We start from the raw sequence: 21,352 nt of genomic DNA on the forward strand, positions 1-21,352 counted from the left end.
ATCGGCACTCTAATCCTCTGTTTCAACGCGCATCCTGTCCGAAAACCGTTTCACACTTTTCGGGATGCGCTCTCATACCGGGTTGTAAAAGTCCAGATTTGGACTATATTCCATTCTGGACGAATGGAGGCAATCATGGCTCGAAACGCGGCGATGTTAAAGACAGGGATTGAAAAAGGACCGGATGTTCTCGATCCGGGCCGTTTAAAGCCATTGTCGCGCAAGCGGCTGAGCGCTCCCGGTCTGCGCACCTTTCTGGCCATTGCCGATCTCTGGGGGCTGGACGAGCAGCAGCGTCTGCTGGTGCTGGGTCTTCCATCGCGCTCAACCTATTACAATTGGATCAAAGCCGTGCGCGAGCATCGCGATATCACGCTGGATGTCGATGTGCTGACGCGCCTGTCCGCCGTGCTCGGCATTCATCAGGCGCTGGGTGTTCTTTATGCGGATGAGATAGCGGGCGTGCGCTGGCTGACGACGCCCAATCGCGCAACGGTGTTTGGCGGTCATGCACCGCTGAGGCTGGTCACAGGCGGCACGCAGGATGGATTGCTGACCGTGCGGCGGTTTCTCGACGCGGCCCGTGGCGGCCACGTCATGGAGCCAAACGAAATCGACAGCGCCTTCACACCTTATCGCGATTCCGACGTGGTGTTTTCGTGAGGCGCAATCCCGCCCCACAACCGAGCTACCGGCTTATTCCGTCGCGTTTTCCTCCGGTCGGGCTTTTCGACACGGTGGCAACCGCTGCCGATCTGGAAGCCGTGATGGAACTGGCGGGCTGGACCAACGACCGGCTTCTCGTCGAGCGCCTGCAAAGGCTGCCGCATGAGGAATGGGTGTTCGGTAGGCCGAATTCCAGCATCGTCATGGCGACATTCCTGCATGTTGCACCGGGCGGCATGCGGTTCAACGGGCCGGAGCTTGGCGCATGGTATGCCGCAGCAAGCCTCACCACCTCCGTGGTGGAAGTCGCGCATCATATGCGCCGTGAGGCGGTTGCCACGGGGCAGACGGCACTTTCCCGGACATTCCGTGTCTATAGCGCGCGTCTTGAAGGCGATTTTGTCGATATATGTGGTGAGCAAGCGGCAAGGCCGGACGTCTACGCCTCCAGCGATTACGGCGCATCGCAGCATTTCGGCGAGGAAATGCGCGCCGCCGGAGAAGACGGCATCCTGTTCGACAGCCTGCGCCATGAAGGCGGCGTCAACATCGCCGCCTTTCGTCCCAGCCGCGTTCTCGATGTCGTGCAGGGCGACCACTACGATGTGACGGTCGAAGCGTCATCGCAGAAAATTCAGGCGAAGAAGCTGTCTGGATAAATCAGCGATTACACCGCCCATTCCACATCGGTGGTGAAGGCGATGGTGAGCCAACGGTCGGGGCTTTCCTCACCCAGCGCATTGCCGATTTCATCGCGCAAGGCATCCCATTCTTCCAGCCGCCGAGGCGGCAGGTTGGGCGGGACGATGAAGTAAAGTTCGATCTGCTTGCCGCGACCGACCTTGGCAACATAAGCGCGATAGGACACGAAGCCGTGGCGCTTCACAATGTCCTGCGCCACGCTGTCGACATGCATTTTGAGGTCCGCAGGCGTGACCAGAAAAATGTCGGCCAGCGCCTGTTTGATCGTGCCGATGGGCATCGGGATGATGACAAGGCAGACCACGGCCAGCGCGGTCGGATCAATATAGGGCGCTATCCACCCCAGCTCCGTTCCCTCGACGAGATAGCCGATCAGAAAGGCGACCAACAGCGCGGCGGTAATGCCGCCGGACATGATCCAGGCCTTGGCGTCCAGTGCCACGAAATCCGATTTGATATTGCGATTGGCGCGCATTTCGAACCAGGCCATGCCGAGACAGGCGATCAATGCCACCACGGCATAGAAAATGGCATAGGTGAATTCGAGATGGCGACCGCCCTGCATGATAATGGCGATTGCATTGATGAGCGCATAGATTGCAACCCCGGTCAGCATGATGCCGTTGAGGCCAAGCACCATCGGTTCCAGATGCCAGAAACCCATGGTGAAACGCTCACGCAGTTTGCGGTTGGTCCGCTCCGGCAAGGCGGAAAGCGCGATCAGCCGCGATACGATGAGCGCGAGCCCGCTCATGGCGGCATCGGCCAGCATATAGACGCCGTCGAATACAATCGAAAATGAACCGGACAAAAGACCGAATACGACGCCGAAACCGGCGACAAGGAGAGTAACGCCTATCGAGACTTGAAGGACAGTTTGTTCACGGCGCAATTTTTACTCCAGATTCAATAGTCAAATCGGCGGTAAGGCAGGGAGGTTCGTTCGACATTTTATTCGCGATGCACAGGATGGAAAATATATACATCGAATGGATGAAACCGGCAAATTCGAGATGTTTTTATTGAAGAATCCTCTAACATGAACGTTATCGCTTCGGCTTCCTGAAGCTTTCTGCGCGCTATAGTTCGCAAATGAAAAGAAGGGGTGTGTCTTGTCGATACGGATTGGCCAAAAATACGGACACCTCATTCACGGATGGAGCTGCGCCTGCCATAGCCCGCAGGCCTTGCAACTGATGGCGCGGATGGAAAAGAAGCTGTCGCGCCGCAATTTGCTCAAGGCGGCTGCCGCGTCGCTTACGGTCTCGGCCCTCGGTCTGAGCGGTACGGCAATGGCCCAGACCAAAGCCCCGGCAAAGCCCGTTCTTCTCACCAATGTGACGATTTTCGATGGCACTGGCGCCAGGCTCATTGAGGGCCAGAACGTTCTGGTGGAAGGCAATTTCATCAAGGCGCTGGTCGGCGCGCAGGAAACGGTGGCAGACGCGGACGTTATCGATTGCGGCGGGCGCACGCTGATGCCGGGTATGATCGAAGCGCACTGGCACTCCATTCTGGCCGGAATTTCGCAGTTGGCGGCCATGACCGCCGATATTCCCTATGTGCATCTGGTCGCTGCGCAGGAAGCCGAGCGCACGGTACTGCGCGGCTTCACAACGGTGCGCGATGTCGGCGGGCCGTCCTTCGCGCTCAAGCGCGTCATTGACGAGGGCGGCGTGGTTGGCCCGCGCATTTACCCATCGGGCGCGATGATTTCGCAAACTTCCGGTCATGGCGATTTCCGCATGCGCACCGATCTGCCGCGAAGCGCCCAGAGCGATCTGAGCGTTGCAGAACGGGCAGGCATTTCGGCCATTGCCGATGGCGAGGCGGAAGTGCTGCGCCGCGTGCGCGAGCAGCTGATGCTGGGCGCAAGCCAGATCAAGATCATGGGCGGCGGCGGCGTTTCTTCGTCTTACGATCCTATCGATGGCATCCAGTTCACTGAGGCCGAGACGAAGGCGGCTGTTGCTGCTGCCTCCGACTGGGGCACCTATGTCTGCATCCACACCTATACGTCCGCCGGTATCCAGCGGGCGTTGGCTTGCGGCGTGAAATCCATCGAGCACGGCCAGCTTGCCGATGAGGAAACCGTCAAGCGCATGGCCGATGCCGATGCCTGGTGGAGCATCCAGCCATTTCTCGCTGACGAAGACGCCAATCCGAAATCCGATCCGGTGCAGCGCCAGCAACAGCAGCAGATCTCCGACGGTACTGTGCGGGCCATCGAGCTTGGCCGGAAGTACAAGGTCAAGATGGCGCTTGGAACCGACATTCTGTTCAACCCGAAGGGCACGGCGACGCAAGGCAAACAGCTCGCGAAGTTTGCGCGCTGGTATGACAATGCCGAGGTGCTGCGCATGCTGACCAGCGGTAACGCCGATCTGGTCGCGCTTTCGGGGCCGCGCAATCCTTACCCGGCAAAGCTTGGCCGTATAGAAGCCGGAGCCTACGCCGATATTCTCGTGCTGGATGGCAATCCGCTCGATGATATTTCATTGATTGCCGATCCGGATCGCACGATGAAGCTCATCATGAAGGATGGGCGCATTCACAAGAACACGCTTTCAGCTTGAGGGACGCATTTTGAATAGACTGAACACGTATGCTGTTGCCGCTGTCATGTCCCTTTGCGGCGCGCAGGCCGCAAGTGCTGCCGACGCGGTAGTCGTTCCGCCGGAAGCGCCGTCCGTCGTGGAAAGCCAGCGCTGGGCCTTGCAAGTCACGCCCTATGTCTGGGCTGCCGGTCTCAAGGGAGATATTTCGCCCTTCCAGCGCGCACCGACCATTGGCATTGAAAAGTCCTTTTCCGATGTGTTGAGCGATCTTAATTTCAGCGGCTTCGTCAATGTCTGGGGCCGATACGACCGTTTCGTCGTCTCGGGCGACATGATGTATGTCGATACGACCGAAAGCCATGCTTATGGCAATCTGCCGCCGCTGCCGATTGCCATTCCATCGGGCACGGTCGTCAAGGGCGATGTGGACAGCAAGCAGTTCATGGCCACGCTGCAAGCCGGCTATCGCGTTGTCGATACGCCGAAATTCTCGCTTGATGCACTGGGCGGCATCCGTTTCTGGCACATTTCCAATGATGTGACGGTCAGCGCGCTGGGCCTGTCGCGCAGCTATGGCGAGAGCTTCAACTGGGTCGATCCGGTCGTGGGCACGCGGGCGCTTCTGCGCCTGACGGACAAGCTATCCCTGCAGGCGCAGGCGGATATTGGCGGATTTGGCGCGGGTTCTGAATTGACCTGGTCGGTGCTTGGCACAGTCAATTATGTGCTCACCGATCACCTGTCGGTTTCGGCAGGCTATAAGGCGCTGCATGTCGATTACGACCGTGACGGCTACGTGTTCGATTCACGCCTCAACGGTCCCGTTCTGGGCGTGACCTACCGGTTCTGATCAGCGGGCGGATCGTTCGATTTCCGTGATAGCCAGTTCACGAGAATGAAATAGACGGCATTTTCCTGCCCCGATAGAAAGCGGCATAGTGTTTGGCGCGCCGGAGGAGCGGCGCACCAAATGCCGGATTTGGGAAAATTGCAGGAATAACATGCCGATCTATGAGCTGGCTGCCGCTGGCGCAGCAACGTGCTGGGCACTGACGGGCCTCATCTCCGCCTGGCCAGCCGGTCATCTGGGCGCGCTTGCCTTCAATCGCGTGCGGCAGGTGTTTGTCACGAGCCTGCTTGCCATCTATGTCATCGCGACTGGGAAATGGCAGCAGCTGAGCGGCGATGTTGTCTTGCCCCTGATGCTTTCCGGTTTCATCGGCATTTTTCTGGGCGATACTCTGCTTTTCATCACGCTGAACAGGCTTGGACCGCGCCGCTCCGGCATTCTCTTCGCCATGAACGCGCCAATGACCGCATTGCTCGGCTGGCTGGTGCTCGGTGAAACTCTGTCTCTGATCGCCGTGCTCGGCATTGTCATCACGGTTTTTGGGGTTTCGCTGGCGATTTTCTTTGGCAAGCGCGCAACGCAGCTGCATCCATGGGAAACGATCAAGGGATCGCTATGGGCGGGCATCGGCCTTGGCTTGTTGTCCGCGCTCGGTCAGGCCATCGGCTCGATCATTGCGCGTCCGGTGATGGAAACGGGCATCGACCCGCTCGTCGGGTCCATGTTGCGCGTCGGCACTGCCGCCTTATGTCTGTCGATACTGATGCAGTTGCCATTTACCGCCGTGAAGCCGCGCAATCCGCTCAACTGGCGGGTTGGGGCGATGACGGCATTGACCGGATTTCTGTCGCTGGGCATCGGCATGACCTTGCTGCTTTTCGCCTTGTCGGGTGGCAAAGCGGGCATCGTCTCGACCATTTCGGCCACAACCCCGGTCATCATCTTGCCGCTGCTCTGGCTCAGGACGGGCGAGCGCCCTGCCGCAGGCGCATGGCTTGGCGCGGCCTTTACCGTGGTCGGTATGGCGCTTATCTTTATGCGCTGAGACGTCTTTCGCCTTTTAGGGCCGTTCGGCTTTGCTGCGTGCCATCCAGCGTTCACGGAAAGCGCGGCGACGCGAGCGCCAGCGCGGGCGCGGAAGCGGCTGCGCGGATGCCTTGCTGCGCATCGCCGGGGGTGGCGACAGCAGGCGGATAATGAACAGAATGCAGACACCGATGGTGAACAGCCAGAAGATTTCGTCGGTCAGATCGTTGATCATTGTCTCGTTCCAGCGGTTCGTCCGGCACTCAATAAGCTGAATATACGGCGTCGAATTGATGCTTTTGAAAAGAAAGATAGAGCATCGATCCGATTGAATCGGATCGATGCTCGTCAGTAAAATAGATAGCTTCTGGCAAAACTAAGTCCAAGTCACGTTAGCGTGCTTATTTGTGAAGCTGGCTATTGTGTCACTGCCTTTGGCTTCAGGCGCAGGATAAGCGGCACGAGCACCAGTGCGACAGCCGGGAAAACCAGCCAGTTGATCGTTTCCCAGCCGGACGCATGCAGCAGCGATCCCGCGAAGAACGACGCGCAGGCAACCGTGCCGAACATGATGAAATCATTGGCGCCTTGCGCCTTGCCGCGCTCGGCTGGCGTGTGACAGTCGGTGACCATTGCGGTTGCGCCGATGAAGCCAAAGTTCCAGCCGATGCCAAGCAGGATCAGCGCCATCCAGAAATGGCCGACATCGAAGCCGCCGAGTGCAACGGCAGCCGCCCCGGCAATCAGCACAAGGCCGAGCGCGGTGATCTTTTCCTTGCCGTAGCGGGCGATCAGCTTGCCGGTAAAGAAGCTTGGTCCGAACATGGCAAGCACATGCCATTGAATGCCGAGCGCTGCGTGATCGACCGAATGACCATGGCCAACCATGGCGATAGGTGCAGCCGTCATCACAAAGGTCATCAGGGCGTAGGAGCAGACGCCTGCCGCGACCGACAGGATGAAGCGCGGCATTTTCAATATTTCGATCAGGGGTCTTCCGGTGTCATTGCTGGCATTGGCCGCTTTGACAGCCTTGGGCGCGCGCAGCATGGACAGGACCGGCAATGCGATGAGGCCGAGCACCGCCTGGCTGAGGAAACTGCCGGCGAACATGGCATCGGGGATCGTGTCGCGGGTCCAGATCACCAGCTGCGGCCCGACGATTGCGGCGATGAGCCCGCCAACCATCACATAGGAAATTGCCTTGGCTTTCATGTCGCCGCTGGCGGTGTCTGCGGCGGCGAAGCGATAGCTCTGCACATAGGCGGCATAGAGACCTGCTGTCAGCGTGCCAAGGCAGAAGATCAGGAATGATGCGGAGAAAATGCCAGCGGCTGCGACAAGCCCCGCCGTCGCGCCGACAAGCGCACCAATCATATAGGCATTGCGCCGCCCGAGCTGCCGCATCAAGAACGCGGCAGGCAAAGTGCCGAGCGCCAGTCCCAGATTGAACAGGCTGACGGGCAGGGTGACGAGGGCCGGATCGGACGACAATTTCTGCCCGACAAGGCCGCCGAGCGAGATGACGATAGGCGGGCTCGACGCACCGAGCGCCTGCGCCATCGTCAGGATAAGAATATTGCGGCGAACGGACGAATTATCGGTCATTTTTTCCCTCATACAACGACGCAGGAAACTAGCGTCATAGTTGTCTGCCGAATAGAGGAAAAATATTCCAAATCACCGAAGTTCGGTTTTCCCGCGCTTTCTCAGGGAAAGTCTTCAAAGCTTCATTGGACAGTCAAGCACATGTCACGAAGCCAGCTTACCGATACCGCAGAGCTAACTTGGAACGGGGACATTCCATGCATCGGTATTTCGGCACGTCGACCATTCTCGCCAGCCTTCTGGCTTTCACCATTGTTCCGGCATCGGCGGAGGAAAAAGCATTTCCTGCCACGCTGAAGGCCCATGCGATCCTGCCAGCTAACACGGTCATCGCGGCACCGGATGGTGCGGCAGATCATTTGAAGACCTCCGGCAAATTCACCACAGCAGACCGCAAGCGTGCTGAAGGCATCGGTACGATTGAAGGCAAGGATGGCGTGCGTAAAACCGGCGTTTCGCTTCCCTTCGACGGCCAGCCTGTGCAGGGCTTTTCGGGCATCAAGACCATGGAAGACGGCAGCTTCTGGACGCTGTCGGACAATGGTTTCGGCACGAAGTTCAATTCGCCCGACGCCATGCTGATGCTGCACAATGTCAAGTTCGACTGGGACAACGGCAAGGTCGAGCGCGTGAAGACCCTATTCCTCAGCGACCCGGACAAGAAAGCACCATTCCCGATCGTCATGGAAGGCGCGGAAAAGCGTTACCTGACTGGCGCGGATTTCGACGTGGAATCGATCCAGCCCGTGGCGGATGGTTTCTGGGTGGGCGAGGAATTCGGTCCGTTCCTGCTGAAATTCGATACTGACGGCAAGCTGACGGACGTGTTCTCAACGCAGGTTGGTGAAACGCAGGTCGTCTCGCCGGACAATCCAAAGCTCGCCTTGCCGGCCAATCCGAGCCTCAAGCTTCCGGTTTACAATCTGAAGCGTTCGGGCGGCTTTGAAGGCCTTGCCATGTCGAAGGACGGTTCGAAGCTCTACGGTCTCCTCGAAGGCCCGCTTTTCGTCGATGGCGCACCGGAAAAGACCGACAGCGGCAAGACTGGCCTGCGCATCATCGAGTTCAGCGTGGCTGACAAGAAGTGGACGGGCCGTTCGTGGCTCTATCCTCTGGCTGAAGGCGGCGAAGCGATTGGCGATTTCAATATGCTGGATGCCAGCACGGGTCTGGTCATCGAACGCGACAACGGTGCAGGCGTTGCGGAAAAGGCTTGTGCCGATCCGAAGAAGCCGCAGCCGGATTGCTTCGACGTGCCGTCCAAGGTCAAGCGCATCTACAAGATTTCCTTCGATGACAGCAATGTCGGCAAGGAAGTGCGCAAGATCGGCTACATCGATCTGCTGACCATTGCAGACCCGGACAATAAGCGCCGTCAGGGTGGTCATGACGCCATTTACGACATGCCGTTTGTGACGATCGAGAATGTCGACCGCGTGGACGATACCCATATCATCGTCGGTAACGACAATAATCTGCCGTTCTCGGCAGGCCGTTCGCTCGACAAGGTTGACGATAATGAGTTCGTGCTGCTGGAAGTCGGCGAATTCCTGAAAGCCGAATAAGTCGACTGCCCCGTGATTGAAGAAAAGCCGCGAGACAATCTCGCGGCTTTTCTGTCTGTGCACGACAGAAGTACCGACATGGAAGTTTTCTTCGCTCGCAGTTATGGTGCAGCAAAACTTCTATGGAGGAAGCCGTTGAAGATTTTCATTTTCGGCAGTGTGAATGTGGATGTCAGCGCACGAATGGCGGCGTTGCCACGTCCGGGGCAGACGGTGAATGCGTCGGGCTACGGGATTGGTCTCGGCGGCAAGGGCGCCAATCAGGCCGTGGCTGTCGCCAAGCTCGGCGGCGATGTGCGCTTCGTCGGCGCGGTCGGCAACGATGCCTTCGGTGATCTTGCCGTCAAGCAGATGCAGGAATTCGGCCTCAACACAGATGGCGTGCGGGTGACTGACGGTGTCGAGACAGGCATGGCGATCATTCAGGTCGACGAGGCTGGCCAGAACACGATTGCCGTTTGCGCGGGGGCCAATGCACATTGGTCGGCAACCGATATCGATGCGCACGCCGCGGACATTGCCAAAGCGAAGATCACGTTGCTGCAGCGCGAAGTGCCGCATGAGGCCAATCTGGCGGTTGCGAAAGCCGTGCGTGCTTCAGGCGGGCAGGTGCTGTTCGACCCGGCTCCGGTTGGCGATGCCAGCCGCATGGCGGATCTGATTGCGCTTTGCGACATCATCTCGCCGAACGAGACCGAGGCCGCCGAAATCACCGGCATCGAGCCGACCGATTTGGCCTCGGCGGAAGCGGCAGCCCGCAACCTTCTGGAACGCGGCCCCAAGACCGTCATCCTCAAACTTGGCAGCCGTGGGGCATTGCTGGTGACCGCGGGTGAGGTCAGGCATTTCGAGCCGTTCAAAGTCAAGGTCGTGGACACGGTCGCGGCAGGCGACAGTTTCAATGGCGGTTTCGCGGTCGCCTATGCGGCAGGAAAATCGCTGCATGATTGCGTGCGCTTTGCGTCCGCCTCGGGGGCGATTGCGGTCACACGGGCAGGTGCAGGCGCGGCAGCGCCGACTGCAAGCGAAGTGGAAGCGCTGATCGCCAGCGCCTGAGTTTCAGTTGTAAACAAAAAGCCGCGCTGGCTGGACCAGCGCGGCTTTTTTCATTTTGACGAGAGATCAGAGCGTCGCCAGACGTTCCGTCAGAAGCGTGAAGAAACCATCGGCATCGACATCCTTGATGAACAGCGCGTTCTTCGGGCGGTCGGTCACTTCCCACCAGTCGACGACCGTTTCGCCGATGGTCAGCTCCGAATTGATCTCGATTTCCACATTGCAATGACGGCCGGAATAAAGCTCTGGCTTCAACAGATAGGCGATGACATTTGGATCGTGCAGTGGGCCGCCATCGGTGCCGTATTTCGCTTCGTCATAGCGCTCGAAGAATTCGAGCCATGCCGCGACCACTTCGCCGACATGGGTGCCGAGACCGCGAATGGCGGCGATGCGCTTTTCGGTGGTCAGCACTTTGTGGGTGACGTCAAGCGGCAGCATGGTGATCTGGATGCCGGATTTGAACACGACCGCTGCGGCATGCGGATCGACATAGATGTTGAATTCAGCCGAAGGCGTGATGTTGCCGCCTTCGAAATAGCCGCCGCCCATCAGTACGATTTCCTTGACGCGCCCGGCGATCTTCGGTTCGCGGATCAGCGCGGAGGCAATGTTGGTCAGCGGTCCAAGCGGGCAAAGCGTGACAGTGCCTGGTTCTTCCTTCATCAGCGTTTCGATGATGAAGTCAACGCCGTGCTGCGCCTGCAGCGGCATGGTCGGCCTGGGCAGATCATAACCGTCGAGGCCGGTCTTGCCATGCACGTTTTCGGCGGTGACAAGCGGGCGTACCAGCGGGCGGATGGAACCTGCAAACACCTTGGTATCCGTCTTCTTCGCCACTTCGCAGATGGTGCGCGCGTTGATTTCCGTGCGGGCCAGCGGGCCGTTACCCGCAACGGCGGTAATGCCGAGAATGTCCAGTTCCGGGCTTGCCAAGGCCAGCAGAATGGCGACGGCATCGTCCTGACCGGGATCGGTATCGATAATAATTTTACGGGCCATGATAGGTTTCCTAATAGGGGATTTAAAGAGCGTTGCGCGCTGCATTGACCGTCTGGTCGACAAGCGCTTCGAAAGAGATTTTCGCCGGGCGGCGCATATAGGTGACGATGTCGTCGGCCAGCAGCGGCTTCGACCAACGCTCGGCGATGATGCGAGGGCCGTACTGGATGGCGATCATGCTGAGAATCTGCGCTGCGTTGCAGTCGACATCATGACCAATGCCGCACACGATTTCGAGCGTGCGGTCGAAATCGCCGTCGCCGAACCACAATGCGATGACCTGCGCCGCTGCATTCGGATAGACGTGGATCCAGTTATACTCGGCATATTCCGCATCGCATTTCGCCCATGCATCCTGCCAGCTGTTTGCGGCATGGCAGGCATCGAGCGTGAATGCCAGAACAGCGCCATATTCCGTTTCGGTTGAAAACAGCTCTATCGTTGAGACGAGCAGTTCACGCGTGTCCTTTACGGCAAAAGCGCGGGCGGCCATGACGGCGTTAAACACCTCACCCAGAATGCCGTTACCGGCATGGGAAATCTCCGCGTCCATCCAGGCAAGCCGTGCGGCTTCGCGGGCGCGACCGGGCACAACCATGCCGCAAATGGTGCCGCGCATCTGCGCGCCGATCCATTCATCGAACGGATTGTCGGACGTGCCGGTTTCCGGCGGCGTCAGGCCACGGCGCATATTGGAAAGCGCAATGGCTTCCGCCGACCAGCCAAGCGGGATCAGTGAAGTCCAGCGTTCGGCAATGTCACGGCTGGTGACGGCGGAACCCTTGTCGCCAAAGGCTTCCAGAAAGGCAATCTCAAACGTGATGTCGTCATTATAGGTATTCGGCTCACGCACATAATCGCGGATCGGGCCGAAAACCTCCATGATGTTCTCAGCCGTATAGCCTTCGAGTGCGGTTCCAGCCGCTGCGCCCACCAGCTGCGCCATCCACGCGGCTGCGGTGCGGTCGCGGAAATCGTCAGACTGCACAGCATAGAGCACATCGTCCGGCCATTGAACGGCCGCGTCGAACTGCTCCCACGTGGTGTATCGCACCGTCTTTTGCGAGATGTGGTTCGGGTCGGGCCGTGCCGCCCGCATCAGCACGCGCAGGCGCATGTCGATGCGGTAAAGCGTTTCGAAATCGTCGCGCTCAAGCGCTGCCAGCCCGTCAAGCAGAAGCTCTGCGTAAGGCTCCAGCACATAGCCCTTGTTTTCGAGTGACTGCAGCGCGCCTGCCATCAGACATTCAGGTGCAGCCGAGCCGGGCACATTGCTTTTCCAGAACATGGCCATGAGATCGTCCTGCGCCTTCATGACGGCGCTTGCATCCCATGTCTGTTCTTCCGCCGTGCGCACCACGGGTTTGGTGTCGCGCAGCAGGTCGCGGGTCAGTTCCCAAGCCTTCATGTTCTTCTCATTTTCATGCATTTCAGGAGTTCTTCAATTGCCGTGCGCGCCGCTGCTTGCGGGCGGCATGGACCGTCAGCACGACCACCGGAACGAGATAGGGGATCATCTGCATCAGTTCGAATGGCAGTCCGAGACTTTGCAGCGTGATGGCGAGCGATTCCGCAGCAGCCAGCACAAGGCTTGCGGCAAGCGTGCCCCAGGCCGTTCCCTGTCCCATAACTTCGGCTGCAATCGCGATAAAGCCGCGACCGGCGGTCATGTTCTGGGCAAACCAGGTCACATAGCCAAGCGAGAGATAGGCGCCCGCCGCCCCCCCGAAAATGCCGGAAAGCACCAGCGCCTGCATCTGCACACGCCCGACATGAATGCCTGCCGCACGCGCCGATTTGGGATCAACGCCGGTGGCGCGCAGATGCAGGCCGAAGCGGGTGCGCATCATCAACAGGCTGACCGCTGGGACCGCCAGAAGGGCAGCGAAGGTCAGCACATGGATATTGCCGATGAAAGGCACTGGCAGGCTTGGCAGCGAACCGCTTTTCAGCGCGCCCGACATGCCTTTGTCGCCAGTGGCGAGATAAAGGCCGAGCGTTGTTGCCGCCGCTGCCGCGATGTTGAGCGCAATGCCGGTCATGATGAGGTCGGTGCCGAGACGATTGACCGAAACCGACATGATCCATCCGAGAAGCGCGCCTGCAATCAGCGCGGCGAGCAACCCGATGGCTGGACTTCCTGTTGCCGCACTGGCCAGAACGGCGATGAGCGCCGCCACAAGCATCATGCCTTCCATGCCGATGTTCAGAACACCGGCGCGGTCGGAAATCATCACGCCGAGCGCCGCCAGCAGAAGTGGTGTCGAAACGCGCAGGATCGTGCCAATGAAGGATGGATCGAGAATTTGTGCGAGAACGGTGCTCATGCGTGTTCTCCAATCTGCCGTTCCTGGGCCTGTTCGTCTTTGCGGTTACGCAAATTGCGGATCAGGCGCAGCACGGTCGGGTGATTATGGATGACGCTTGCGGTCGAACCCACCATGATGGCCGCCGTTACCAGCCCCACCACTTCGGTCGGGATATTCATGTTGCGGGCGAGAAGGTCGCCGCCGACCTGAACGAAACCGAGGAACAAGGCCGCCGGGACCAGAAGGAACGGATTTTCGCGCGCCAGAATGGCGACGACGAGACCCGTCCAGCCATAACCCGGCAGATCAAGCCACGAAAAGCGCGCGTGCAGGCCGAGCACTTCAAGCGCACCTGCCATGCCCGCCACCAGACCACCGACGATCTGCGCCCGCATGATGATGCCCTTGAGCGGCAGGCCGAGATGGTTGGCAAAACCGGGGCTGGAGCCTGCAATGCGGATGTTGAGACCGGACCGCGTCCAGTAAAGCCAGATACCGCCCGCGATACAGGCGAGAATAGCAATGATCGAGCCGCTATTGAGGCGCGTGCCCGCCAGCAGCCGGTCAAGCTTCGCCTCGGGCGGAATTTTCAACGACATCATGCCGCCCGCTGCCGGGTCGCGGATGACGTAATTGAGCACGAACAGGCCGAGAAACAGAAAGGCGTAGTTCAGCACCAGCGACGTCACCATTTCCGATGCGCCAAAGCGCAGGCGCAGTGCCGCCGGAATGGTGCAGGCAAAGCTGCCCGCAACCGCGCCGCACAAAATGGCGACTGGCAGCGAGAACCAGCCGAGCGACGGGATCAGCACAGCGCCGGTCACCGCGCCGAGTGCGCCCAGAAAGAAGCCGCTTTCTGCACCGAGATTGAACAGGCCGGAGCGGAACATGATGGTGATGGCAAGGCCGGTCAGCATGATCGGCGTTGCTGCTTCCACCATATTGCCCATGTGGCGAATGCTGCCGAAGGGGCCAAGGAAGAACGTCTTCAGGATCGCCGCCGGGTCGTCCTGCATCAGCGCCAGCGGCACGAGCAGAACGGCCATGATGACGGCGATAACCAACACGGTCAGGAAGAAGGGAACGAGGGAAGCCAGAATTTTATGCATCAGGCAGCCACCTTGGTTCCGAGCATGTAGGGGCCGAGCGTCGCAGGTGTGATGTCGGGCCCGTTTTCCAGATGGGCGACAATGCGCCCGTTGAAGAGCACGACAACCCGGTCGCTGAGACGCAGCAATTCGTCGAGATCGGCGCTGACCAGCAGCACCGCGCAGCCGCCTTGCGCCACTTCGTCAATGCGACGATGCAGGAAAGCCGCCGCCGAAACGTCGATGCCGCGTGTCGGCTGATCGGCGATGAGAAATTTCGGATTGGTTGCCAGTTCACGTGCGGCAATCAGCTTTTGCGCATTGCCGCCGGAAAGCGAATCGAGCCGCTCCGTAATCGCACCTGCCCGCACCGAATAGCGCTTGATCATATCCTGCACGCGCGTCTTGATCGCGTTCCAGCGCAGGAAAGGACCCCTATCTGTATCGGGATTGCGATCGGTTCCGGCGATTGCATTTTCCGCCAGAGACAGGCCGGGCGCGCCGCCTTGCGAAAAGCGGTCGGCGGGAAGATAGGCAAGACCCTTTTTACGCCAGCTCGCCGTATCGGCGCGCAGCATATTCGCGTCGTTGAGGCTGATGCTGCCGGTCGCAGCTTCTGCCAGACCGGACAGGACGGACACAAGACCGCGCTGGCCGCTGCCGTCCACACCTGCAACACCGACGATTTCGCCTGCACCAATGGTGAGGTTGATATCGTTGATGCGGTCGGCAGGATCGGGCGCTTTGGTCGTCACGCCATTCATGGCGAGGACCGTTCTGGTCGGGCCGGTCTTGTGGGCGCGTTTTGGAATGTCGACCGCATGGCCCATGACCATTTGCATGATGGCGTCGTCCGGCACATCGGCAAGCTTTTCCGTGCCGGTAACGGCACCGGCGCGCAGCACGGTGACGCTTTCCGCCAGCTCGCGCACTTCGTTCAGCTTGTGCGAAATGAAAAGGATGGTGATGCCGTCGTCGCGCAGGCTTTTCAGCCGTCGCATCAATTCCTCAATCTCCGGCGGAGAGAGAACGGCAGTCGGTTCGTCGAGGATCAGCAAACGGGTGCGGCGCGCCAGCGCCTTCAAAATTTCGACCTTCTGCTGTGCAGCCACGGAAAGCGTGCCCGTGATCGCATCCGGGTCGGCATGCAGATCATATTGCTGCATCAGTTCATCGACCATTTTGCGCGCGGCAACACGGTCGATCAGTCCGGCCTTCACCGGCTCATGACCGAGAATGATGTTTTCCGTCACGGTCAGCGTCGGCACCAGCGAGAAATGCTGATGCACCATGCCGATGCCCTTGGTGGCGGCATCTTCCGGCGACCAGGACGCGATATGCTGGCCATCGATGACGATTTCTCCCGCCGTGGCATTTTCAATGCCAAACAGGATTTTCATGAGCGTCGATTTGCCAGCGCCGTTCTCGCCGCAAATGGCATGGATCGATCCGGCGCGGATCGAAAACGACACGTCGCTGAGCGCGACGGTGCCGTTCGGATAAACCTTGCTCACATCGTGGAAGGCGACGATTGCATCGCCGCCTTCATGTTTTTCAGCTGGATTTGACACGATCAGGGACGAACCTTGTTGCGCATCGCATTGAGATCTTCGGTGCTGAGGCCAAAACCGGTCGGAACCGTGATCTTGCCTTCGGAAATCTCGTCGGAAGCCTTCTTGATGGCATCCTTGGTTTCCTGGCTGGCCATGGTGGCCATGTTGCCGTCCGTCACGATGCCGACCGCACCTTCCTTCAGGCCGAGCGCTTCCGCCTTGCCGAAGGGCAGATCGCCTGCCTTGAAGCGGTCATAGGCCTGCAAAAGGCTGACATCGACATTCTTGAGAACGGAGCTGACAACCTGCTTGGCAATGGCCGGGTCGCTGTCCTTGAAGATCGCTTCCTGATCGGAATCGACGCCGAGAACATATTTGCCGGTTTCCTTGGCAGCCGAAAGCTGGCCGAGGCCGGTCTGCGACGCGACCACAAAGCCGAGCGCCACATTGGAGCGATATTGTGCGAGGCCAAGTTCCTTGCCCTTGGCGGCGTCCATGAAGGAACCGGCATAGGAAATGGCGATCTTCACATCCGGCGTAACCGACTGCGCACCGGCGATATAACCGGCGAGGAAGTCGTTGATGACCGGAATATCCATGCCGCCCAGGAAGCCCAGATTCTTGCCGGTATCGCCGAGCTTGCCGTCTTTCAGCAGCGAGGCTGCCAGCATGCCGCCGAGATAGGAGCCTTCATTCTGCTTGTACTGGATCGAATAGACGTTGTCATAGCCGCCTTCCTCGTAAGGAACGCTGGCATCGTAGAGAACGTATTTCTTGTCCGGATATTGCTTGGCGACCGAACCGACGGTTTCGGACATCTGATAGGTGCCGCCGATGATCAGGTCCCAGTCCTGTTCGGAAGCGTCGAGGAAAACAGGTTCCCACTTGGTCGGATCGTCGCCGATTTCGAGAATCTTGGTCTCGACATCGTCGCCATATTTGTCCTTGATCATCTTCATGCCCTTGGCGGCGGAATCGAAGAACGATTTGTCGCCGAGCGCGCCATTGATGATGAGCAGGATCTTGTCCTTGGCTTCCGCCGCCGTGGCGAAGGTGCCCATTGCCGTCGTGGCGGCAAGAGCAAAGGCAAGATGAATTATTCCCCGTCTGGTGGATTTGAGCACAACGCAACTCCAGTTTCTATGTTCGATGAGATGGTTTTTCCTTGCTCTGGCAAAATGCCACCCCGCAGAACCCCCATGCATGGTGCGATCAAACGATGACGGCTTGCGGGAGTCAATCTCCTTCGATTTGCGTCACTGTGGACAATAGGTTCCTGAAACGAAATGCATGGCTTCTGGAATGCAATTGGGTCCTGTAAGTTGCCGCCTGTATTCTATGGACGGAGTGGCCGTGAAGAAAATCGTTGGACTGGCAATTCTTGCACTGCTCGCGGCCTTTCCGGCCCATGCAGAGGACGACTGGAAGGCGATTGAAGAGGTCAAGCCCTATGCCATTACAGGGCAGACCGGCATTGATCTTTATCGATCCATCGGCCAGCGTGGGCCGAAGATCGGCATCGGACGGGTGATCGCCCATACGACCTATGTGCTGACCTGGGATCGCAAATTTGATCACAGCAACAATGCCTGCACGATCCTGTCTGCAAAACCGAAGCTGAAAATCACCTATACGCTGCCGAAACCTTCGGAAAAGCTGCCGTCACCGGTGCGGGAAAATTGGGACGTTTTCATTGAAGGCATCCGCAAGCATGAGCTGGTGCATGGCGACAGCGCCAAGGACATGACGCGCGAAATCGTGCGCCGAACGGTCGGACTTTCCGTGCCTAATGACCCGAAATGTCAGAAAATCCGCAAGGTGCTGATCAAGGAGATCACCGATCTGGTTGCCGTACAGCGTGCCCATGGCCGCGATTTCGACCGTGTCGAGATGGGCAATGGCGGCAATGTGCAGCAGCTTGTGCTCGCGCTGGTGAATGGCGGCTAATCAGAGATCCATGACGTCACGCCGATCCTCGGCGATCAGCTTGCGTATCTGCTGCACGATCTGGTCGCCATGGGCCTTGCCCAGCAGGTCGGCAGTTTCGACATCCTGTTCCTCAATGGCGCGGATCATGTCTTCGTGTTCCGTCACATATTGTTCCGGCAACTGGTCCGAGAAGGACGAATAATAAAGGCGCAGCAGGCGGCGACCTTCATCGAGAAGGCGCGCGAAAAAACTCGTATAGAACGGGTTACGCCCGGCTTCGGCAATCGCCGCGTGAAAATCGCGGTTGGTCGAGATCATGTCCAGCGCATTCTGGGCGCGCACGGCCTTGGCAAAATCTTCCTGATGGGCGCGAATGATCTTGAGGTCCGCTTTGGTACGGTGGCGCGCAGCAAGCCGCGTCGTGACGCGATACATCAGCGTGATCGCGTCGAAAAAGGCGGGCAGGCTTAGAAAGTCGATATTGGAAACCACCGTCGAGCGGTTCGGCAGTGTCGTCACAAAGCCGTCGCTGGCAAGCCGGACCAGCGCTTCGCGGATCGGCGTGCGCGACATGGCAAAGCGTTCCGCCAGCTGGTTCTCGTCAATGGGACTGCCGGGCGCGAGCGAAAGATCGATGATTTCATCCCGCAGCACATCATAGACCATCTTGACGCCCGAGCCCTTCTTGCGGTCGGCTGATTGGTTCGCCGATTGGCTGGATGGTGCTTTGCTCATGGCGTGTCCTTTTATTGAAAGGGGCAGGGCGTGAAGAGCCGGGAGGCATGCTTTCACGCAGCTATCCGCAATATCCTTTGTGATGGTGATTGGATCGTAGTTGCAATTGAAATTTTAGTCGACAAGAAAAATACATTGTGTATATTTGTCTTCATACAAGGCTTGCTGAAGCCGGTTGTAGACTCTGGTTGATTGAAAAACGCGTTCAAGAGATTCAAGGACAGGACCATGACTTCTGATATTTTTTCCGGCTGCATCCCGGCACTCATGACGCCATGCAAGCCAGACCGCTCGCCGGATTTCGATGCGCTGGTGCGCAAGGGCAAGGAATTGATCGCCGCTGGCATGTCTGCCGTCGTTTATTGCGGCTCGATGGGTGACTGGCCGCTTCTGACCGACGAGCAGCGCATGGCTGGCGTTGAAGCGCTTGCCAAGGCTGGCGTGCCTGTGGTCGTCGGCACCGGCGCCGTCAACACTGCCTCGGCTGCGGCTCACGCCGCGCATGCCCAGAAAGTTGGCGCAAAGGGTCTGATGGTTATCCCGCGCGTTCTGTCGCGCGGTTCGTCGATCTCCGCCCAGAAGGCGCATTTCAAGGCCATTCTGGCGGCTGCGCCCGATCTTCCGGCTGTGATCTACAACAGCCCTTATTATGGCTTTGCAACCCGCGCCGATCTTTTCTTCGCGCTGCGCGCCGAGCATCCGAACCTGATCGGTTTCAAGGAATTCGGCGGTGCGGAAGCCATGCGCTATGCTGCTGAAAACATCACCAGCGCCGACGACGATGTGACCCTGATGGTCGGCGTTGATACTGGTGTGTTCCACGGCTTCGTCAATTGCGGCGCCAAGGGTGCGATCACTGGCATCGGCAATGTGCTGCCGAAGGAAGTACAGCATCTGGTTTCGCTGTCCAAGGCTGCTGCTGCCGGCGATGTTGAAGCCCGCGTTGCCGCGCTTGAACTGGAAGCCGCGCTTGGCGTGCTGTCGTCCTTTGATGAAGGCCCGGACCTCGTCCTGTTCTACAAGCATATGATGGTCGTGACCGGAAACCCGGAATACGAACTGCATTTCAATGAAACGGACAAGCTTTCCGATGCCCAGCGCGGTTATTGCGAAGCACAGCTGAAGCTGTTCCAGACCTGGTATGCAGCTTGGATCAAGCAGGGCGGCGTGGTCGCGAAATACGCAGCCTGAATGTTATAGATTTGCGAATAAAAAACCCCGCCAAATGGCGGGGTTTTTGTTTGGCCATAGTTCGAAATTACGCGATGGCGTCGAGGCCTTTCTGGCGCAGCATTTCCAGGTGATCCATTTCCGCCTGGGTGAGCGAAATGCCCTTCGAAAGCGATTCACGGCGGGCGGCGAAACGGCGCTGCGACGGAAGACGGGCACCCTGACCGGCAATGGCTTCAAGCAGAATTTCGCCGTGCTGGATTGGATTGAGGCGTCCACCAGCCATGCGCGTCGGATCAAAAGCGAGAACCAGTTCGCCGTGGCGCGGCGCAATCGTCGTGGTGCCGAGATAGGCGAGAGCCTCCGGGCTGCTGAAGTCGCCGATCATGGACCCGGCCAGAAGCTCGATCATGGTCGAAATCGCTGAACCCTTGTGCTGGCCGAAAGGCAGCATCGCGCCTGCAAGGGCGGCTTCCGGGTCGGTGGTCGGCTTGCCATCGGCATCGATAGCCCAGCCTTCCGGCAATTGCTTGCCAGCGCGGCGGTAAAGCTCCAGTTCGCCACGCGCTGCGACGCTGGTTGCAAAGTCGAATACATACGGGTTTTCGCCCGGGCGCGGCCAGCCGAAGGCAAACGGGTTGGTGCCGAGAAGCGGCTTGGTGCCGCCCGCAGGCGCAACAGTTGCATAGCTTGGGCACATGGCCATGGCGGCGAGGCCTTCGTCGGCCAGCGCTTCCACTTCCGGCCACAGGGCAGCGAAATGGGTGCAATCATTGATGACGAGAGCGGCAAGACCGAGCTTGCGCGCCCGTTCGATCAGTGCCGGTTTGCCGGTTTCGAAAGCGAGATTGGCAAAGCCGCCATGGGCTTCGACGCGCACCACTGCGCTGTCATCCACGGTCAGTACTGGCACGGCGTCGGTAACCACCTTACCGCTCTTGACGGTGCGCAGGCAGCCCTCGATGCGGTAAATGCCATGGGATTTGCAGCCATCGCGCTCTGCCGCCACGATGGTGCGCGCGATGGCGCTTGCATGGGCGTCGCTGAATTTGGCGTTACGGAGCGTGTCCTTCACAAGCTCGAAGAGTTCATCGACCGTAATCAGGATGGCGTCGCTCATCGTGATGTCCTTTCATGCAGCAAAACCAGCAAAAATCGTTCTCCTGTGCATAAGGGCTGCATGCACAGAAGTCATCCGAAATTCTGGTTCTGCGTCTCATGAAAGAGAACGACATTATGCATGCAAGGCATCACCTGCCGGGCGGCAGATTTTGCCTTGTCTGCTTAACAAGATCATTTGCGACCGACTTCAAGATAGGTAATGCCGAACACGACAAGTGGCATGACGGCAATCATTCCAAACGCAATCCAATGGAGCCACTGCATAGGGTGGTCCTCCGTTGTTATGATGATGGATAAAGTGGGCGGTAAAGGCCTCCGCCTCACATTAACCAGAGTGTGACTGCCGCAGCGATCACGAATGCGGCGGCAAAACTGCTTTCCAGTCTGTAGTACCAGAGCATGACAGCCTCCGT

General features: G+C 58.8%; 20 protein-coding genes. 9 read left to right on the forward strand and 11 right to left on the reverse strand.

Translation table 11 applies throughout. From position 1 onward, the window contains the following. Nucleotides 1-135: 135 nt before the first annotated feature. Together QBD01_RS21365 and QBD01_RS21370 are read left to right on the forward strand one after the other, a co-directional pair. Complete coding sequence (locus QBD01_RS21365) at nucleotides 136-663, forward strand: MbcA/ParS/Xre antitoxin family protein (protein WP_280994442.1); 528 nt, start codon at nucleotides 136-138, stop codon at nucleotides 661-663. Further along, complete coding sequence (locus QBD01_RS21370) at nucleotides 660-1,325, forward strand: RES family NAD+ phosphorylase (RefSeq protein ID WP_280994443.1); 666 nt, start codon at nucleotides 660-662, stop codon at nucleotides 1,323-1,325. Before QBD01_RS21365 ends, QBD01_RS21370 begins: the two co-directional genes overlap by 4 nt. 8 nt (nucleotides 1,326-1,333) lie before the next feature. Here the strand turns inward: QBD01_RS21370 and QBD01_RS21375 are convergent, their stop codons facing one another. Continuing rightward, entirely contained in the window at nucleotides 1,334-2,260 is a 927-nt protein-coding gene (locus QBD01_RS21375; protein ID WP_280994444.1) for a cation transporter, read from the reverse strand. A 220-nt stretch (nucleotides 2,261-2,480) separates the two neighbouring features. Here QBD01_RS21375 and QBD01_RS21380 point away from each other — a divergent pair, with 220 nt between their 5' ends. From QBD01_RS21380 to QBD01_RS21390, 3 genes are all read left to right on the forward strand, one after another. Then, nucleotides 2,481-3,944 (forward strand): amidohydrolase family protein, encoded by a 1,464-nt coding sequence (locus QBD01_RS21380; RefSeq protein WP_280994445.1) that lies wholly within the window; start codon nucleotides 2,481-2,483, stop codon nucleotides 3,942-3,944. A gap of 46 nt (nucleotides 3,945-3,990) precedes the next feature. Further along, on the forward strand, nucleotides 3,991-4,776 hold the full coding sequence (locus tag QBD01_RS21385) for a hypothetical protein (protein WP_392391463.1): 786 nt from the start codon (nucleotides 3,991-3,993) through the stop codon (nucleotides 4,774-4,776). A gap of 151 nt (nucleotides 4,777-4,927) precedes the next feature. Then, entirely contained in the window at nucleotides 4,928-5,821 is an 894-nt protein-coding gene (locus tag QBD01_RS21390) for a DMT family transporter (protein ID WP_280994447.1), read from the forward strand. A 15-nt stretch (nucleotides 5,822-5,836) separates the two neighbouring features. On the opposite strand, the gene QBD01_RS21395 is transcribed toward QBD01_RS21390, so the two are convergent. Together QBD01_RS21395 and QBD01_RS21400 are read right to left on the reverse strand one after the other, a co-directional pair. Next, nucleotides 5,837-6,037: a hypothetical protein gene (locus tag QBD01_RS21395; RefSeq protein ID WP_280994448.1), complete on the reverse strand. Its 201-nt coding sequence runs from the start codon at nucleotides 6,035-6,037 to the stop codon at nucleotides 5,837-5,839. A 182-nt stretch (nucleotides 6,038-6,219) separates the two neighbouring features. Further along, nucleotides 6,220-7,410 (reverse strand): MFS transporter, encoded by a 1,191-nt coding sequence (locus QBD01_RS21400; RefSeq protein WP_280994449.1) that lies wholly within the window; start codon nucleotides 7,408-7,410, stop codon nucleotides 6,220-6,222. A 197-nt stretch (nucleotides 7,411-7,607) separates the two neighbouring features. Here QBD01_RS21400 and QBD01_RS21405 point away from each other — a divergent pair, with 197 nt between their 5' ends. Both QBD01_RS21405 and rbsK read left to right on the forward strand, forming a co-directional pair. Further along, a complete protein-coding gene (locus tag QBD01_RS21405; protein WP_280994450.1) occupies nucleotides 7,608-8,975 on the forward strand; it encodes an esterase-like activity of phytase family protein in 1,368 nt (455 codons plus the stop codon). A gap of 78 nt (nucleotides 8,976-9,053) precedes the next feature. After that, nucleotides 9,054-10,031: a ribokinase gene (gene rbsK, locus QBD01_RS21410; RefSeq protein ID WP_280994451.1), complete on the forward strand. Its 978-nt coding sequence runs from the start codon at nucleotides 9,054-9,056 to the stop codon at nucleotides 10,029-10,031. 66 nt (nucleotides 10,032-10,097) lie between these two features. On the opposite strand, the gene QBD01_RS21415 is transcribed toward rbsK, so the two are convergent. From QBD01_RS21415 to QBD01_RS21440, 6 genes are read right to left on the reverse strand one after another with little or no spacing between them, the layout of a single operon-like run. Continuing rightward, complete coding sequence (locus QBD01_RS21415; RefSeq protein WP_280994452.1) at nucleotides 10,098-11,033, reverse strand: nucleoside hydrolase; 936 nt, start codon at nucleotides 11,031-11,033, stop codon at nucleotides 10,098-10,100. A 22-nt stretch (nucleotides 11,034-11,055) separates the two neighbouring features. Beyond that, nucleotides 11,056-12,441 carry an ADP-ribosylglycohydrolase family protein gene (locus QBD01_RS21420; RefSeq protein ID WP_280994453.1) on the reverse strand — a complete coding sequence of 462 codons (1,386 nt, stop codon included), beginning with the start codon at nucleotides 12,439-12,441 and terminating at the stop codon, nucleotides 11,056-11,058. A 22-nt stretch (nucleotides 12,442-12,463) separates the two neighbouring features. Continuing rightward, entirely contained in the window at nucleotides 12,464-13,360 is an 897-nt protein-coding gene (locus tag QBD01_RS21425; protein WP_280994454.1) for an ABC transporter permease, read from the reverse strand. Then, nucleotides 13,357-14,451 carry an ABC transporter permease gene (locus QBD01_RS21430; protein ID WP_280994455.1) on the reverse strand — a complete coding sequence of 365 codons (1,095 nt, stop codon included), beginning with the start codon at nucleotides 14,449-14,451 and terminating at the stop codon, nucleotides 13,357-13,359. Before QBD01_RS21430 ends, QBD01_RS21425 begins: the two co-directional genes overlap by 4 nt. Further along, nucleotides 14,451-16,001, reverse strand: coding sequence for an ABC transporter ATP-binding protein (locus QBD01_RS21435; RefSeq protein WP_280994456.1), 1,551 nt, complete (start codon nucleotides 15,999-16,001; stop codon nucleotides 14,451-14,453). Before QBD01_RS21435 ends, QBD01_RS21430 begins: the two co-directional genes overlap by 1 nt. A 2-nt stretch (nucleotides 16,002-16,003) precedes the next feature. Then, nucleotides 16,004-17,107 carry a BMP family ABC transporter substrate-binding protein gene (locus QBD01_RS21440; protein WP_078339006.1) on the reverse strand — a complete coding sequence of 368 codons (1,104 nt, stop codon included), beginning with the start codon at nucleotides 17,105-17,107 and terminating at the stop codon, nucleotides 16,004-16,006. Nucleotides 17,108-17,354: 247 nt separating this feature from the next. On the opposite strand from QBD01_RS21440, the gene QBD01_RS21445 reads away from it, so the two are divergent. Then, nucleotides 17,355-17,930, forward strand: coding sequence for a DUF922 domain-containing Zn-dependent protease (locus tag QBD01_RS21445; protein WP_377514343.1), 576 nt, complete (start codon nucleotides 17,355-17,357; stop codon nucleotides 17,928-17,930). On the opposite strand, the gene QBD01_RS21450 is transcribed toward QBD01_RS21445, so the two are convergent. After that, on the reverse strand, nucleotides 17,931-18,647 hold the full coding sequence (locus QBD01_RS21450) for a GntR family transcriptional regulator (RefSeq protein WP_078339004.1): 717 nt from the start codon (nucleotides 18,645-18,647) through the stop codon (nucleotides 17,931-17,933). A gap of 228 nt (nucleotides 18,648-18,875) precedes the next feature. Between QBD01_RS21450 and QBD01_RS21455 the strand changes: the two genes are divergently transcribed. Continuing rightward, entirely contained in the window at nucleotides 18,876-19,838 is a 963-nt protein-coding gene (locus QBD01_RS21455; RefSeq protein WP_138783442.1) for a dihydrodipicolinate synthase family protein, read from the forward strand. 67 nt (nucleotides 19,839-19,905) lie between these two features. Here the strand turns inward: QBD01_RS21455 and QBD01_RS21460 are convergent, their stop codons facing one another. Further along, nucleotides 19,906-20,937, reverse strand: a complete 1,032-nt coding sequence (locus tag QBD01_RS21460; RefSeq protein ID WP_280994457.1) for an Ldh family oxidoreductase — start codon at nucleotides 20,935-20,937, stop codon at nucleotides 19,906-19,908. Nucleotides 20,938-21,352 lie beyond the last annotated feature (415 nt).

This window comes from Ochrobactrum sp. 19YEA23 (assembly GCF_029909865.1).
In the GTDB taxonomy this organism is placed as follows: domain Bacteria; phylum Pseudomonadota; class Alphaproteobacteria; order Rhizobiales; family Rhizobiaceae; genus Brucella; species Brucella gambitense.

Coding starts and splice junctions, on each gene's coding strand:
- QBD01_RS21450 (WP_078339004.1), bottom strand. CDS start 18,647: ATGAGCAAAGCACCATCCAGCCAATCGGCGAACCAATCAGCCGACCGC.
- QBD01_RS21455 (WP_138783442.1), top strand. CDS start 18,876: ATGACTTCTGATATTTTTTCCGGCTGCATCCCGGCACTCATGACGCCA.
- QBD01_RS21400 (WP_280994449.1), bottom strand. CDS start 7,410: ATGACCGATAATTCGTCCGTTCGCCGCAATATTCTTATCCTGACGATG.
- QBD01_RS21365 (WP_280994442.1), top strand. CDS start 136: ATGGCTCGAAACGCGGCGATGTTAAAGACAGGGATTGAAAAAGGACCG.
- QBD01_RS21390 (WP_280994447.1), top strand. CDS start 4,928: ATGCCGATCTATGAGCTGGCTGCCGCTGGCGCAGCAACGTGCTGGGCA.
- rbsK (WP_280994451.1), top strand. CDS start 9,054: ATGGAAGTTTTCTTCGCTCGCAGTTATGGTGCAGCAAAACTTCTATGG.
- QBD01_RS21385 (WP_392391463.1), top strand. CDS start 3,991: ATGTCCCTTTGCGGCGCGCAGGCCGCAAGTGCTGCCGACGCGGTAGTC.
- QBD01_RS21395 (WP_280994448.1), bottom strand. CDS start 6,037: ATGATCAACGATCTGACCGACGAAATCTTCTGGCTGTTCACCATCGGT.
- QBD01_RS21415 (WP_280994452.1), bottom strand. CDS start 11,033: ATGGCCCGTAAAATTATTATCGATACCGATCCCGGTCAGGACGATGCC.
- QBD01_RS21460 (WP_280994457.1), bottom strand. CDS start 20,937: ATGAGCGACGCCATCCTGATTACGGTCGATGAACTCTTCGAGCTTGTG.
- QBD01_RS21420 (WP_280994453.1), bottom strand. CDS start 12,441: ATGAAGGCTTGGGAACTGACCCGCGACCTGCTGCGCGACACCAAACCC.
- QBD01_RS21405 (WP_280994450.1), top strand. CDS start 7,608: ATGCATCGGTATTTCGGCACGTCGACCATTCTCGCCAGCCTTCTGGCT.
- QBD01_RS21425 (WP_280994454.1), bottom strand. CDS start 13,360: ATGAGCACCGTTCTCGCACAAATTCTCGATCCATCCTTCATTGGCACG.
- QBD01_RS21430 (WP_280994455.1), bottom strand. CDS start 14,451: ATGCATAAAATTCTGGCTTCCCTCGTTCCCTTCTTCCTGACCGTGTTG.